This window comes from Thioalkalivibrio sulfidiphilus HL-EbGr7, assembly GCF_000021985.1.
GTDB lineage: Bacteria > Pseudomonadota > Gammaproteobacteria > Ectothiorhodospirales > Ectothiorhodospiraceae > Thioalkalivibrio_A > Thioalkalivibrio_A sulfidiphilus.
Genome location: NC_011901.1, coordinates 2,597,013 through 2,610,979, shown reverse-complemented (window position 1 = coordinate 2,610,979; position 13,967 = coordinate 2,597,013). Strand labels below are relative to the sequence as shown.

Here is a 13,967-nt window from a genome sequence, read left to right as displayed (position 1 = left end):
GTGGGGTATAGACTACCCGACCGGATACATCTTTTGATTTGAGAGGTTACAAGACGTGGACGCGCTCGAACGCATCAAGCAGCAGGTGGAAGGTCATTCCGTGGTCATCTTCATGAAGGGCACGCCCCAGTTCCCCATGTGCGGCTTCTCCAGCCGTGCCGTGGAGGCCCTGAAGCAGTGCGGTCAGGAGTTTGCCTACGTGAACGTGATCGCCGATCAGGAGATCATGCAGGCCCTGCCCCAGTATGCCAACTGGCCCACTTTCCCCCAGGTCTACATCGACGGCGAGCTGGTGGGCGGCTGCGACATCACCCTGGAGCTGTTCCAGAGCGGTGAGCTGAAGAAGATGGTCGACGAGGCGACTGCGAAGCGCAAAAGCGCGTAATTGAAGTGGGAAGGAAATCCGAAGTGTGAATTGAGAAGTGGGAAGTTAAAGCCTTTCACTGCCTACTTCCCGATTCGCACTTCCCACTTACCCCACGACCCTGTTGCGTCCCTCGGCCTTCGCCCGGTACAGGTTCTCGTCGGCGATCTTGAGCATCCCCTGGATGGTCACCATCTGCTCGCCGTGCCGGTAGCAACAGGCGCCGATGGAGGCGGTGACGGGGATCTGGCCCTCGGAGGTGGGGAAAGGGTCCTTGCTCACGGTGTCCAGCACCCGCTGGAAGATGCCCGGGTTGCAGTTGTCCACATCGTGGAAGTGCATCACCAGGGCGAATTCCTCTCCTCCCAGTCGCGCCACCATGTCCATGGGGCGCAATGCCAGCCGCAGACGTTTTGACAGGGTGGTCAGCACCTCGTCGCCCACGTCGTGGCCGTAGGTGTCGTTGATCTGCTTGAAGTGATCCACGTCCAGCAGGCCCACGCACATGCCGCCGCCGCGCCCCTGGGTCTCCAGCAGCACGGCCTCCAGGCGCTTGTTGAGCGCACGGCGGTTGGGCAGGCCGGTGAGCGGGTCGGTGGTGGAGAGATATTCCAGCTGCCGGTTGGCGGCGGCCAGGGCGGAGGAGGTCTCCAGTACGGTGTTCTGCAGCCGGGCGATGCGTCCGGCCGCGTAGACCCGGGCGGCCAGCTGGGTCTGGTTGACCGGCTTGGTGAGGTAGTCGTCCACCCCGTGGCGGAAGGCCTCCATCATGGGTTCGTCGCCTTCCTTGCCGGTGAACAGGATGATGGCGGTGTAGTGACCACGATCATCGTCCTTCTGGCGGATCGCGGCGGTCAGCTCCAGACCGTTCATCTCCGGCATGACCCAGTCCGCCAGCACCACCTCGGCGCGCCGGTCGCTGAGCATGGCCAGGCATTCCGAGGCGGATCCGGCCATGCGGATGTCGGTGTAACCGATGCGGTTGAGCGTGGTGCGCAGCACGGCACGGCTGTACTGCATGTCGTCGACGATGACGATGGCGAGGTCTTCGACCATCCCTTGTTCAGCCCTGGTTTGATTGTGTTTTGTCGTTGTCTCGGCCGTATTCGCTTCCATACCGGCTTCTCCTCTCCCTTGGGCCCTTATAACGGCTTGTTCAGGCCTTGTCCATGAGCGTATCGACGGGCGGCATGGCCACCGGTCCCCAGCGGTTGATCACGTGGCAGAAGAGATCGGCGGTCTTCTCGGCGTCGTAGACGGCGGAGTGGGCCTCGCTGTTGCTCCATTCCATGCCCGCCGCCTGTACCGCGCGGGCCAGTACCGTCTGGCCGAAGGCCATGGCCGACAGGGTCACCGTGTCCAGGCTGCTGAAGGGATGGAAGGGGTTGCGCTTGAGCCCGGCCCGTTCCGCGCCCTGGTGGATGAAGGAAAGATCAAAGCCGGCGTTGTGCCCCACCAGGATGGCGCGCTTGCAGGCATTGAGCTTCATCTCCTCGCGCACGCCGCGAAATACCGTGGCCAGGGCGTCCTTTTCGGGGTGGGCGATGCGCAGCGGGTGCCAGGGATTGATGCCGTTCACTTCCAGGGACTTGGGGTCCAGGTTGGCCCCTTCGAAGGGCTGAACGTGGAAGGACAGGGTCTGGTGCCGGTACAGCTGACCTTCGGGGTCCATGCGCAGCAGCACCGCCGCCACCTGCAGCAGGGCGTCGGTGCGCGGGTTGAAGCCGCCGGTCTCCACGTCCACCACCACCGGCAGGAAGCCCCGGAAGCGCTGAGCCAGGGGGATGAAGTCGGATGTCTCGCTCATGGGTGCGTAGGGTAATACAGACGGGGTGTGAAGGGCGAAGTAAGAATTGGGAAGTGGGAAGTGAAAGGCCTCGCTTCGCACTTCCCAATTCCAACTTCCCACTTCAGACGAGTTTCCAGCCTATCTTCCCGCCGGCCCGCAGGGGCACCACCGTCTCGCCACCCAGGGGATACTCCCCGGGCACCTCCCAGTCCTGCTTCACCAGGGTGATGCGCTCCTCGTTCACCGGCAGGCCGTAGAAGCGCGGGCCGTTGAGGCTGGCGAAGCCCTCCAGCCTGTCCAGCGCGCCGGCCTGCTCGAAGGCCTCGGCGTAGAGTTCGATGGCGCCATGGGCGCTGTAGATGCCGGCGCAGCCGCAGGCGGACTCCTTGGCGCCCTTGGCATGGGGCGCGCTGTCGGTACCCAGGAAGAAGCGCGGGTGGCCCTCGGCCAGCACGTCCATGATGGCCTTGCGATGGCTTTCCCGCTTGAGCACCGGCAGGCAGTAGTGATGCGGGCGGATGCCGCCCTGGAACAGGGCGTTGCGGTTCATGAGGATGTGCTGCGGGGTCACCGTGGCGCCCACCCGCTCACCGGCCTCGCGCACGAAGGCCACGGCATCTGCGGTGGTGATGTGTTCGAACACGATCTTCAGTTCCGGGAAGTCCCTGCGCAGGGGCGCGAGGGTCTGTTCGATGAACACCGCCTCCCGGTCGAACACGTCCACGGCCGGGTCGGTGGCCTCGCCGTGGATCAGCAGGGGCAGACCCGCGGCCTGCATGGCCTCCAGGGCGGCGTAGGTATGGCGGATGTGGGTCACGCCGGCATCGGAATGGGTGGTGGCGCCGGCCGGATAGAGCTTGACGCCGAACACGATGCCGCTGTCCCGGGCGCGCTGGATCTCTTCCGGGGAGGTGGCGTCCGTGAGGTACAGGGTCATCAGCGGGGTGAAGTCCACGCCCTCGGGCACCGCCGCCAGGATGCGGTCGCGGTAGCCCTCGGCCTGGGCAGTGGTGGTCACCGGCGGCTTGAGGTTGGGCATGATGATGGCCCGGGCGAAGCGCGCGGCAGTATGCGGCACCACGTCCTTGAGCACTGCGCCGTCGCGCAGGTGCAGGTGCCAGTCGTCGGGACGTCGCAGGGTGAGGGTCTGGGGGACGGTCATGGCCTGATTCCTGTGTCTTTTCGGTAGCTTGCGGGCGTGACGGGGTGTGCCGATTGCTGCGCTGCACATTGACCTGTTTGCCCCGAGGCTTGAACATACCCGGCTTTGCTCTGCCCCGTGATCACGGGCGGGCTCAACAGAATGACTAACATATCAGGATTCTCCCCGGTTTGACCCTCCCGCCTGTGTCCGCCCCGATGGAGCAGGGGATGGTCGGCCGGTCACGGAACCTGACCCCACGAGGCTGGCATGACACAGCAGAATCAGACCCAGGATCTGGACGCCCAGGAAACCCAGGAGTGGCTCGACGCCCTTGAGGCGGTCATCAAGGCGGAGGGCCCCGAGCGGGCGCATTACCTGCTGGAACGCTTGGTGGACCAGGCCCGCCGTTCCGGCGCCTTCCTGCCGTATTCGGCCAACACGGCCTACGTGAATACCATCCCGCCGCACCTGGAGCCCGAGTATCCGGGTGACGGTGATCTGGAACATCGCATCCGCTCCTACATCCGCTGGAACGCCATGGCCATGGTGGTGAAGGCCAACCGCATCAGCGCCGAGCTGGGCGGCCACATCGCCACCTTCGCCTCCGCCGCCACCCTCTACGACGTGGGCTTCAACCACTTCTGGCGCGCCCCTTCCCATGAGCATGGCGGCGACCTGCTGTTCGTGCAGGGTCACTCCTCGCCGGGCATCTACGCCCGGGCCTTCCTGGAGGGGCGCCTCACGGCCGAGCAGCTTGACCACTTCCGCCAGGAGGTGGACGGCAAGGGCCTGTCCTCCTACCCGCACCCCTGGCTGATGCCGGATTTCTGGCAGTTCCCCACGGTGTCCATGGGCCTCGGCCCCATCATGGCCATCTACCAGGCCCGCTTCATGAAGTACCTGCAGGACCGCGGTCTGGCCAACACCAAGGACCGCAAGGTGTGGTGCTTCATGGGCGACGGCGAGGTGGACGAGCCGGAGTCCCTGGGCGCCATCTCCCTGGGCTCCCGGGAGAAGCTCGACAACCTCACCTTCGTGGTCAACTGTAACCTGCAGCGCCTGGACGGCCCGGTGCGCGGCAACGGCAAGATCGTGCAGGAGCTGGAAGCCACGTTCCGCGGCGCCGGCTGGAACGTGATCAAGGTGCTCTGGGGAAGCTACTGGGATCCGCTGCTGGCCCGGGACACCAAGGGTCTGCTGCACCAGCGCATGATGGAGGCCGTGGACGGCGATTATCAGAACTACAAGTCCAAGGACGGCGCCTACGTGCGCGAGCATTTCTTTGGCAAGTACCCGGAACTCAAGGCCATGGTGGCCAAGATGACCGACGAGGACATCTGGCGCCTGAACCGCGGTGGCCACGACCCTTACAAGGTCTACGCCGCCTACAAGGCCGCCATGGAATACACCGACGGGCCGACCGTGATCCTCGCCCATACCGTGAAGGGCTACGGCATGGGCGGCGCCGGCGAGGGCCAGATGCGCACCCACAGCCAGAAGAAGCTGGGCGTGGACGACATGAAGGCCTTCCGCGACCGCTTCAGCATCCCGCTCAGCGACGAGCAGGTGGAGCGCGCCGAGTACATCAAGCCGGACGAGGACGCGCCGGAGATGAAGTACATGCACGAGCGGCGCAAGGCACTCGGCGGCTACATGCCGGTGCGCAAGCACAAGGCCGCGCCGCTCGAGATCCCGGAGCTGTCCGTGTTCGACGCCCTGCTGGAATCCAGCGGCGAGCGCGAGATGTCCACCACCATGGCCTTCGTGCGCATGATCACCGCGCTCGCCCGGGACAAGAAGGCGGGCCGCCACGTGGTGCCCATCGTGCCCGACGAGGCGCGCACCTTCGGCATGGAGGGCCTGTTCCGCCAGCTGGGCATCTACTCCTCCGTGGGCCAGCTCTACGAGCCCCAGGACCGTGACCAGGTGATGTACTACAAGGAGGACAAGCAGGGTCAGATCCTGGAGGAGGGCATCAACGAGGCCGGTTCCATGTCCTCGTGGATCGCCGCCGCCACGTCGTACTCCACCCACGGCGTGAACATGATCCCCTTCTATATCTTCTATTCCATGTTCGGCTTCCAGCGGGTGGGGGATCTCATCTGGGCCGCCGGCGACATGCAGGCGCGCGGCTTCCTCATGGGCGCCACCGCCGGTCGCACCACGCTGGCCGGCGAGGGCCTGCAGCACCAGGACGGTCACAGCCTGATGATGGCCGCCAACGTCCCCAACTGCATCAGCTACGACCCCACCTTCGCCTACGAGCTGGCGGTGATCGTGCACGACGGCCTGCGCCGCATGTACGCCGAGCAGGAGAGCGTCTTCTACTACATCACCGTCATGAACGAGAATTATCCTCAGCCGGCCCTGCCCAAGGGCGCCGAGGAGGGTATCGTCAAGGGCATGTACCTGTTCCAGAAGGGCGGGCGCGGCAAGAAGCAGCGCGTGCAGCTGATGGGCTCCGGCGCCATCCTGCGCGAGGTGATCGCTGCCGCCGAGCTGCTCAAGAGCGACTTCGGCGTGGAATCGGATATCTGGAGCGCCACCAGCTTCACCGAGCTGGCCCGCGAGGGCCGCGATTGCGAGCGTCACAACCTGCTGCACCCGGATGCCAGGCCCCGCGAGGCCTACGTGACCCGGTGCCTCAAGGACGCCGAGGGCCCGGTGATCGCCGCCACCGACTACGTGAAGGCCTACGCGGACCAGATCCGCGCCTGGGTGCCCGGGCGTTACGTGGTGCTGGGCACCGACGGCTTCGGTCGTTCCGACCTGCGCTCCGCCCTGCGTCGCCACTTCGAGGTGGACCGCCACTTCGTGGTCGTGGCGGCACTGAAGGCCCTGGCCGACGAGGGCGCCATCGCCGCCTCCAAGGTGGGCGAGGCGATCAAGAAATACGGCATCGACGTGAACCGGCCCAACCCGCTGCGCGCCTGAGCGCGCGGTGGGGCTTTGAGTTGCGTTGATCGATTACAAGACACTGGAGTTGCGAGATGAGCAACGTGGTTGAGGTGAAGGTCCCGGACATCGGGGATTTCAAGGACGTGGAAATCATCGATGTGCTGGTCAAGCCGGGTGACGCGGTCAAGGCCGAGGACCCGCTCATTACCCTGGAATCCGACAAGGCCACCATCGACATCCCGTCCCCGGGCGCCGGTGTCATCAAGGCGCTGAAGGTGAAAAAGGGCGACCGGGTCTCCCAGGGCGATGCCATCGCCGACATGGAGGCCGCGGCCGGCGCGCCCGCCGAAAAGCCGGCGCAGAAGGCCGCGGAGAAACCCGCCGAACCGGCGCCCTCGCCCAAGGCCGCCGAGCCGGAGCGCGCCGACACCGGGTCCGCCGCCGAGCCCGCGCGGCCCGCCGGTCCGCGCCCCTCGCCCACGGCGGGGTTGGTCAACGAGGAGGGCTTCCGCAAGGCCCATGCCTCGCCCACGGTGCGCCGTTTCGCCCGGGAACTGGGCGTGGATCTGGGCGCCGTGGACGGCAGCGGCCCCAAGGGGCGCATCCTCAGGGAAGACGTGCAGGGCTACGTGAAGCGGGCGCTCGCCCAGGGCGGCGGCGGTCTGGGCGTGGCGCCCATGCCGGAGATCGACTTCAGCCAGTTCGGTCCTGTGGAGACCCAGGCGCTGACCAAGATCAACAAGCTCACCGGTCAGAACCTGCACCGCAACTGGGTGACCATCCCCCACGTCACCCAGTTCGACGAGGCGGACATCACCGAGCTGGAGTCCTTCCGCAAGACCCTGGCCGAGGAATACAAGGACAAGGGGGTGAAGATCACCTTCCTGGCCTTCCTGATGAAGGCGGTGGTCTCGGCGCTCAAGGAATACCCGCGGGTGAACGCCTCCCTGGATGCCACCGGCGAGCACCTGATCCTCAAACAGTACTATCACGTCGGTGTGGCGGTGGACACGCCTGACGGCCTGGTGGTGCCGGTGATCCGCGACGTGGACCGCATGAGCCTGGTGGATATCGCCCGGGCCCTGCAGGAGATGTCCCAGAAGGCCCGGGACAAGAAGCTCAAGCCCGCCGATATGCAGGGGGGCTGCTTCACCATCTCCAGCCTCGGCGGCATCGGCGGCACCTCGTTCACGCCCATCGTCAACGCCCCCGAGGTGGCCATCCTGGGCGTCTCCCGGGCCAAGATGCAGCCGGTGTGGAACGGCAAGGAATTCACCCCGCGCATGATCCTGCCCCTGTCCCTGTCCTATGATCACAGGGTCATCGACGGCGCGCTGGGCGCACGCTTCACGACCTTTTTGAGCAGCCGGCTGTCGGATATGCGCAGGATGCTTCTGTAGGAAGGCGCGAGAGGCAGGATACAAGAGACAAGAGGCAAGAAGGGGTGCCGGTCGTAGGTCGGGCTTCAGCCCGACGCCGGTGCCCGTCGGAGCCGCCGTTGTCGGGCTGAAGCCCGACCTACAGGCAACTGTGGCCCATCGCTTGTCACGTAGGGTCTGAACATACGAGAACAAATCGGAGTTTTGCCATGGGCAAGGTGGTTGAGATCAAGGTGCCGGACATCGGCGATTTCAAGGGCGTGGAGATCATCGACGTCCTGGTGAAACCCGGTGACAAGGTCAAGCCGGAAGACCCGCTCATCACCCTGGAATCCGAGAAGGCCAGCATCGACATCCCCGCGCCCCAGGCCGGCAAGGTCAAGGGGCTCAAGGTGAAGAAGGGCGGCAAGGTCTCCCAGGGCGACGCCATCCTGGATCTGGAGGTGGACGAGGCCGAGGCGGCCAAGCCCGCCGACAAGTCTGCCAAGTCCGAAGCCAAGGCACCGGCGGCCAAGGCCTCGGCCACCGCCCCCGGCGACGCCGACATCAACTGCCAGCTACTGGTACTGGGTTCCGGTCCTGGCGGCTACACCGCCGCCTTCCGCGCCGCAGACCTGGGCCTGGACGTGGTCATGGTGGAGCGTTACGCCGAGATCGGCGGCGTGTGCCTGAACGTGGGCTGCATCCCCTCCAAGGCCCTGCTGCATGCGGGCCAGGTGATTGAGGAGGCCGAGGCCTTTGCCGAGCACGGCATCACTTTCGGCAAGCCCAGGATCGACCTCAAGAAACTGGCCAGCTACAAGGACGGCGTGGTGGGCAAGCTCACCGGCGGCCTCAAGCAGCTGGCCAAGCAGCGCAAGGTGCGCGTGGTCCATGGCACGGGGCAGTTCTCCTCTGCCAACACCCTCACGGTGGAGGGCAAGGACGGCACGCAGGTGATCGGTTTCGAGCAGGCCATCATCGCCGCCGGCTCCCAGGCGGTGAAGCTGCCCGGCTTCCCTTGGGACGACGAACGCGTCATGGATTCCACCGACGCCCTGATGCTCAAAGACGTGCCCAAGCGCCTGCTGGTGGTGGGCGGCGGCATCATCGGCCTGGAAATGGCCTGTGTCTACGACGCCCTGGGCGCCAAGGTGACGGTCTGCGAACTGTCCAACGAGCTCATGCCCGGCGCCGACCGCGATCTGGTGCGGCCGCTGGAGAAGCGCATCAAGGGCCGCTACGAGGCCATCTACACCGGCACCAAGGTGGCCAGGGCCGAGGCCACCAGGCAGGGCATCAAGGTGAGCTTCGAGGGCGGCAAGGCCCCGGAGACAGACACCTTCGACCGGGTGCTGGTGGCCGTGGGCCGCAGCCCCAACGGCAAGAAGATCAATGCCGAGGCCGCAGGCGTGCAGGTGGATGAGCGCGGTTTCATCAACGTGGACAAGCAGCAGCGCACCAACGTGGCCCACATCTTCGCCATCGGCGACATCGTCGGCCAGCCCATGCTGGCCCACAAGGCGGCCCATGAGGGCAAGGTGGCCGCCGAGGTCGCCGCCGGCGAGAAGTCCCACTTCGACGCCCGGGCCATCCCCTCCGTGGCCTACACCCACCCGGAGGTGGCCTGGATGGGCATCACCGAGACCGAGGCCAAGGCCCAGGGCATCGAGTACACCAAGGGCGTGTTCCCCTGGGCCGCCAGCGGCCGGGCCATCAGCGTGGGCGGCGACAGCGGCCTGACCAAGCTGCTGTTCGACGAACACGGCCGGGTGATGGGCGCCGGCATCGTCGGCCCCAACGCTGGCGAGCTGATCGGCGAGACGGTGCTGGCCCTGGAGATGGGTGCCGACATGGAAGACATCGGCCTGACCGTGCACCCCCACCCGACCCTGTCCGAAACCATCTGCTTCGCCGCTGAGGTGGCCCACGGCAGCGTCACGGACATCATGGCGCCCAAGCGGAAGTAGATTCCCTGCCCCTGAAAGCCTTCGACGCAAAGACGCGAAGACGCAGAGAAAAAGCTTTGTTGACAGGATTGACATGATTAACGGGATTTCTGAACGAGATTCCCGACAATCCTGTTAATCATGTCAATCCTGTCCACGCCTTATGCATTGCTCTGTGCCTCCGCTTCTGCGCGGCAGGTTCTTCTAAAGTCCCGCACACGCCCGCCGATACAGGGTCTATGGCCCGACTTATGGCGATCCTCATGCTGTTTGCCGCCGCGCCCGCCTGGGCGGGGGTGGAGTTCGGCGCGCGCCTGGAGCAGTCCTTCTGGACGGTCAGCAGCGCGCCGGATGCCTGCGAACTGCGCCACGAGATCCCCCGCTACGGGGTGGCGCGCTTCCAGGAGCGGGCCGGCCACGAGCTGGGATTCAGGCTGGATACCGATCTCTCCGGCGCCTCGGGCCGAGAGGCGCGGCTGGTGCTGGTGCCGCCCAACTGGCGTCATGACCTGCGTCCCCGGCACCTGGCGGACGTGGGCTCCGAGGCCCGGACCCTGAGCCTGGACAGGGCCACCACCCTGGAACTCTTTCACGCCCTGGAGGCCGGCTACCAGCTGAGCGTGGAGCATCCGTCCCCCGGGGCCGGCGGCTTCCAGGTGGCGGCGGCGGTCTCCACGGTGCGTTTCCGGGATGTGCAGGCGGAATTCAGCCGTTGCCGGGCCGGCATGATCCAGCTGGATTTCCGGCCGGTGGCCGAGTGGCGGGTGCATTTTGACACCAACCTGAGCCGCCTGGATGCCCGGGCCCACGAGACCCTGCGTGAGGTCCTCACCGCCTGGCGCGCCCAGCGCCACATGCGGGTGATCGTGGCCGGTCATGCCGACGTGCGCGGTGGCGACACCATCAATGACCCCCTGTCCCGGCGTCGCGCCGAGGCGGTGCGTACCTTCCTGGATGTCTACGGCATCCCCCGCAACCGCATCGAGCTGCGTTCCTTCGGCGCCACCTGGCCCCTGGACCCGGGCGAGGGCGAGGCCGCCTGGGCCCTGAACCGCCGCGCGACGGTCTGGCTGGCGCCATAGGGGCGATATAAATTCAAGATTCAAAATTCAAGATTCAAAGGACAGAGAACCCCTTTGAATCTTGAATTTTGAACTTTGAATCTCCCCTTACGTATAATCCCGCCCCCTATCCTCAACTTTTTCTTTGAAGGTTCCTCCATGGCCAGTGGCGTGAAAAAGGTGGTGCTTGCCTATTCCGGCGGGCTGGACACATCCGTGATCCTCAAGTGGCTGGAGGATACCTACGGCTGCGAGGTGGTGACATTCACCGCCGACATCGGCCAGGGGGAGGAGCTGGAGCCGGCCCGGACCAAGGCCCAGGCCATGGGCGTGAAGGAGATCTACATCGATGATCTGCGCGAGGAGTTCGTGCGGGACTTCGTGTTCCCCATGTTCCGCGCCAACACCCTGTACGAGGGCGAGTACCTGCTGGGCACCTCCATCGCCCGGCCGCTGATCGCCAAGCGCCTGATCGAGATCGCCAACGAGACCGGCGCGGACGCCATCTCCCACGGCGCCACCGGCAAGGGCAACGACCAGGTGCGCTTCGAGCTGGGCGCCTATGCCTTGAAGCCCGGCGTGAAGGTCATCGCCCCCTGGCGCGAGTGGGACCTCAACTCCCGCGAAAAGCTGCTGGCCTACGCCGAACAGCACGGCATCCCGGTGGAGATGAAGCGCGGCAAGAAGTCGCCGTACTCCATGGACGCCAACCTGCTGCACATCTCCTACGAGGGCGGCCCCTTGGAGGATCCCTGGTTCGAGGCAGAGGAGGACATGTGGCGCTGGAGCGTGTCTCCGGAGAACGCCCCGGATCAGCCCACCTACGTGGAGATCACCTACCAGAACGGCGACCCGGTGGCCCTGGACGGCAAGGCCATGAGCCCGGCCACCCTGCTGGCGGAACTCAATCGCATCGGCGGTGCCAACGGCATCGGTCGTCTGGACCTGGTGGAGAACCGCTACGTGGGCATGAAGTCCCGGGGCTGTTACGAGACCCCCGGCGGTACTATCCTGCTCAAGGCCCACCGGGCCATCGAGTCCCTCACCCTGGACCGCGAGGCCGCTCACCTGAAGGACGAGATGATGCCCCGCTACGCGAGCCTTATCTACAACGGCTACTGGTGGAGCCCGGAGCGGCGCATGATGCAGGCGCTCATCGACGCCTCCCAGGCGCACGTCAACGGTGTGGTGCGTCTCAAGCTCTACAAGGGCAACGTCATCGTCGCCGGTCGCCAGTCGACCACCGACAGTCTGTTCGACGCCTCCATCGCCACCTTCGAGGACGATGCCGGTGCCTATAATCAAAAAGATGCGGAAGGCTTCATCAAACTCAATGCTCTGCGCATGCGCATCGCTGCGCAGCGGGGGCGCTGAGCGGCGCACTGCCGGGCACCGGGGCGCCGGACGATGAAGCAAGGCTCATGGTCATCTGCCTGGCGCAAGCCCGTGGTAGTCGCGGCCTCGGTCTGCCTGTGGCTGCTGGTCTTCGCATCGCCCATCAAGGCCTGGCATCACCACGATGAGATCACCATCGGCGTGCTGGCCTTCCGAGGCATGGACGAGGCGGTGCGCATGTGGTCGCCCACCGCCGAGTACCTGGAATCGCAATTGCCCGGCGTGCAGTTCCGCATCCTGCCGCTGACCAATGACACCATCGAGGAGGCCGTGGCCAGTGGCGAGGCGGATTTCGTCATCACCAACTCCGGTTCCTACGTGGCACTCAACCAGCGCCACGGTATCACCCGCATCGCCACCCTGATCAGCCAGCGCCCCACCGGCACCTCCACCCGCTTCGGTGCGGTGATCATCAGCCGGGCCGACCGCGACGACATCCGCGAGATCGCTGATCTGCGCGGCAAGCGATTCGCCGCCATCCATCCGGATGGTTTCGGTGGCTGGTGGATGGGCTGGAAGGAACTGCGTGATCACGGCATCGAGCCGCTGCAGGACATGCAGCTGGAATTCACCGGATTTCCGGTGGACCTGGTCATGGAGGCGGTGCGTTCAGGCCAGGTGGATGCCGGCACCTTCCGCACCGAACTGCTGGAACAGTGGATCAATGAGGGGCGTATCCGCGCCGACGAGTTTCATGTCCTCAATGCCCGGACCACGCCGGGTTTCCCGTTCCTGCACAGCACCCGCCTGTACCCGGAATGGCCGCTGGCGGTGCAGCCGGACATGGACGAGGATCTGGCCAAGCGGGTGCTCCAGGCCCTGTTCGCACTGCCGCAAGGTCACCCCGCGCTGGATGCCGCCGAGATCGCCGGCTGGACCATCCCGCTCAACTACGATCCGGTCCATGACCTGATGCGCGAACTCAAGGTAGGCCTCTACCAGCCCGACGAGGTGATCACCCTGCGCGAGGTGCTCACCGTCTATGGCCCCTGGTTCGCCGGGATCCTGGGCATCCTGCTCACCGGTTTCCTGGCCTTCGTGATGCGGCTGAACCGCAGTCTGACCGCCTCCCGGGTGAGCCTGGCCAACACCCTGCGCTCCATCGGCGACGCGGTGGTGACCACCGACACCCAGGGCCTGATCCAGTACATGAATCCGGTGGCCGAGCGCATGGGGCATTGCAGCCTGCCGGATGTCCAGGGCCATGACTACCGGCAGGTGTTCCACCTGGTGGACGAGTCCAGCCGCAAGGAACTGGGCAACCTCGCCCGCCACAGCGCCAGCATGCGGGAGCCGCGGCCGTACACCTTCGACGGCCTGCTGCTGGGTCGCGACGGCCAGGAATACTCGGTGAAGATCACCACCTCCACCATCCGCGCCGGGCTCAGCCGGGTCTCGGGCTGCGTGCTGGTGATCCATGACGTAACGGAACTGCGCACCCTGGCACGCCAGCTCAAGTTCCAGGCGGCCCACGACCCGCTCACCGGCCTGGTCAACCGCCGGGAGTTCGAGACCCGCTTGTCCCGGGCCGTGGATGGCAGCCAGAAGAGCGGCCAGACCCACGTGCTGATCTTCCTGGACCTGGACTGGTTCAAGGCCATCAACGACACCCTGGGCCATGCCGCCGGCGACCAGGTGCTCAGGGAGGTGGCCGACATGCTGGAACGGCAGGTGCGTTCCACGGACACCGCCGCCCGGATCGGCGGCGACGAGTTCGGCATCCTGCTCCTGAACTGCGAACTGGAGGCGGGGATCGCCGTGGCGGAGAAGCTGCGCGATGCCATTGCCGGCTACAGCTACGTATCCGGGGGAGAGACCTACCGGGTGGGCGTGAGCCAGGGACTGGTGCTCATCGATCGGCAAAGCGGAAACCTGGGTGCGATCCTCAAGGCGGCCGACGAGGCCTGTTACACTGCCAAGGAACACGGCCGCAACCGCTATCACGTATACTCCAGCGACCCCAGTTGACCCCCGTCAGGCGGCTGCGCCGAGACGCAGCATCATCGCCT

The 13,967-nt window shown here is 65.7% G+C and carries 10 protein-coding genes; 7 read left to right on the top strand and 3 right to left on the bottom strand.

What is annotated here, in order from left to right:
- The first annotated feature begins 55 nt into the window (after positions 1-55).
- A complete protein-coding gene (gene grxD / locus TGR7_RS12360) occupies positions 56-385 on the top strand; it encodes a Grx4 family monothiol glutaredoxin (protein WP_012639013.1) in 330 nt (109 codons plus the stop codon).
- 87 nt (positions 386-472) lie between these two features.
- Here grxD and TGR7_RS12355 read toward each other — a convergent pair whose 3' ends face one another.
- The 3 genes from TGR7_RS12355 to pyrC form a co-directional block, all read right to left on the bottom strand.
- The gene (locus tag TGR7_RS12355) at positions 473-1,420 is read right to left on the bottom strand and encodes a GGDEF domain-containing response regulator (RefSeq protein WP_041441827.1); all 948 of its coding nucleotides are present in this window, start codon (positions 1,418-1,420) and stop codon (positions 473-475) included.
- A 100-nt stretch (positions 1,421-1,520) separates the two neighbouring features.
- The gene (rnt, locus tag TGR7_RS12350) at positions 1,521-2,171 is read right to left on the bottom strand and encodes a ribonuclease T (RefSeq protein WP_012639011.1); all 651 of its coding nucleotides are present in this window, start codon (positions 2,169-2,171) and stop codon (positions 1,521-1,523) included.
- 103 nt (positions 2,172-2,274) lie between these two features.
- Positions 2,275-3,315 carry a dihydroorotase gene (pyrC, locus tag TGR7_RS12345; protein ID WP_012639010.1) on the bottom strand — a complete coding sequence of 347 codons (1,041 nt, stop codon included), beginning with the start codon at positions 3,313-3,315 and terminating at the stop codon, positions 2,275-2,277.
- Between the two features lie 249 nt (positions 3,316-3,564).
- Between pyrC and aceE the strand changes: the two genes are divergently transcribed.
- The 6 genes from aceE to TGR7_RS12315 all read left to right on the top strand — a co-directional run bounded on the left by aceE (position 3,565) and on the right by TGR7_RS12315 (position 13,926).
- Positions 3,565-6,231, top strand: a complete 2,667-nt coding sequence (gene aceE / locus TGR7_RS12340) for a pyruvate dehydrogenase (acetyl-transferring), homodimeric type (protein WP_012639009.1) — start codon at positions 3,565-3,567, stop codon at positions 6,229-6,231.
- Positions 6,232-6,287: 56 nt separating this feature from the next.
- Entirely contained in the window at positions 6,288-7,595 is a 1,308-nt protein-coding gene (gene aceF / locus TGR7_RS12335) for a dihydrolipoyllysine-residue acetyltransferase (RefSeq protein WP_012639008.1), read from the top strand.
- Positions 7,596-7,783: 188 nt separating this feature from the next.
- Positions 7,784-9,523, top strand: coding sequence for a dihydrolipoyl dehydrogenase (lpdA, locus tag TGR7_RS12330; RefSeq protein ID WP_012639007.1), 1,740 nt, complete (start codon positions 7,784-7,786; stop codon positions 9,521-9,523).
- 218 nt (positions 9,524-9,741) lie between these two features.
- Entirely contained in the window at positions 9,742-10,584 is an 843-nt protein-coding gene (locus TGR7_RS12325) for a MotY family protein (protein ID WP_012639006.1), read from the top strand.
- Positions 10,585-10,722: 138 nt separating this feature from the next.
- Positions 10,723-11,937 carry an argininosuccinate synthase gene (locus TGR7_RS12320; protein WP_012639005.1) on the top strand — a complete coding sequence of 405 codons (1,215 nt, stop codon included), beginning with the start codon at positions 10,723-10,725 and terminating at the stop codon, positions 11,935-11,937.
- A 33-nt stretch (positions 11,938-11,970) separates the two neighbouring features.
- Positions 11,971-13,926 carry a diguanylate cyclase gene (locus TGR7_RS12315; protein WP_012639004.1) on the top strand — a complete coding sequence of 652 codons (1,956 nt, stop codon included), beginning with the start codon at positions 11,971-11,973 and terminating at the stop codon, positions 13,924-13,926.
- The last annotated feature ends 41 nt before the right edge of the window (positions 13,927-13,967 follow it).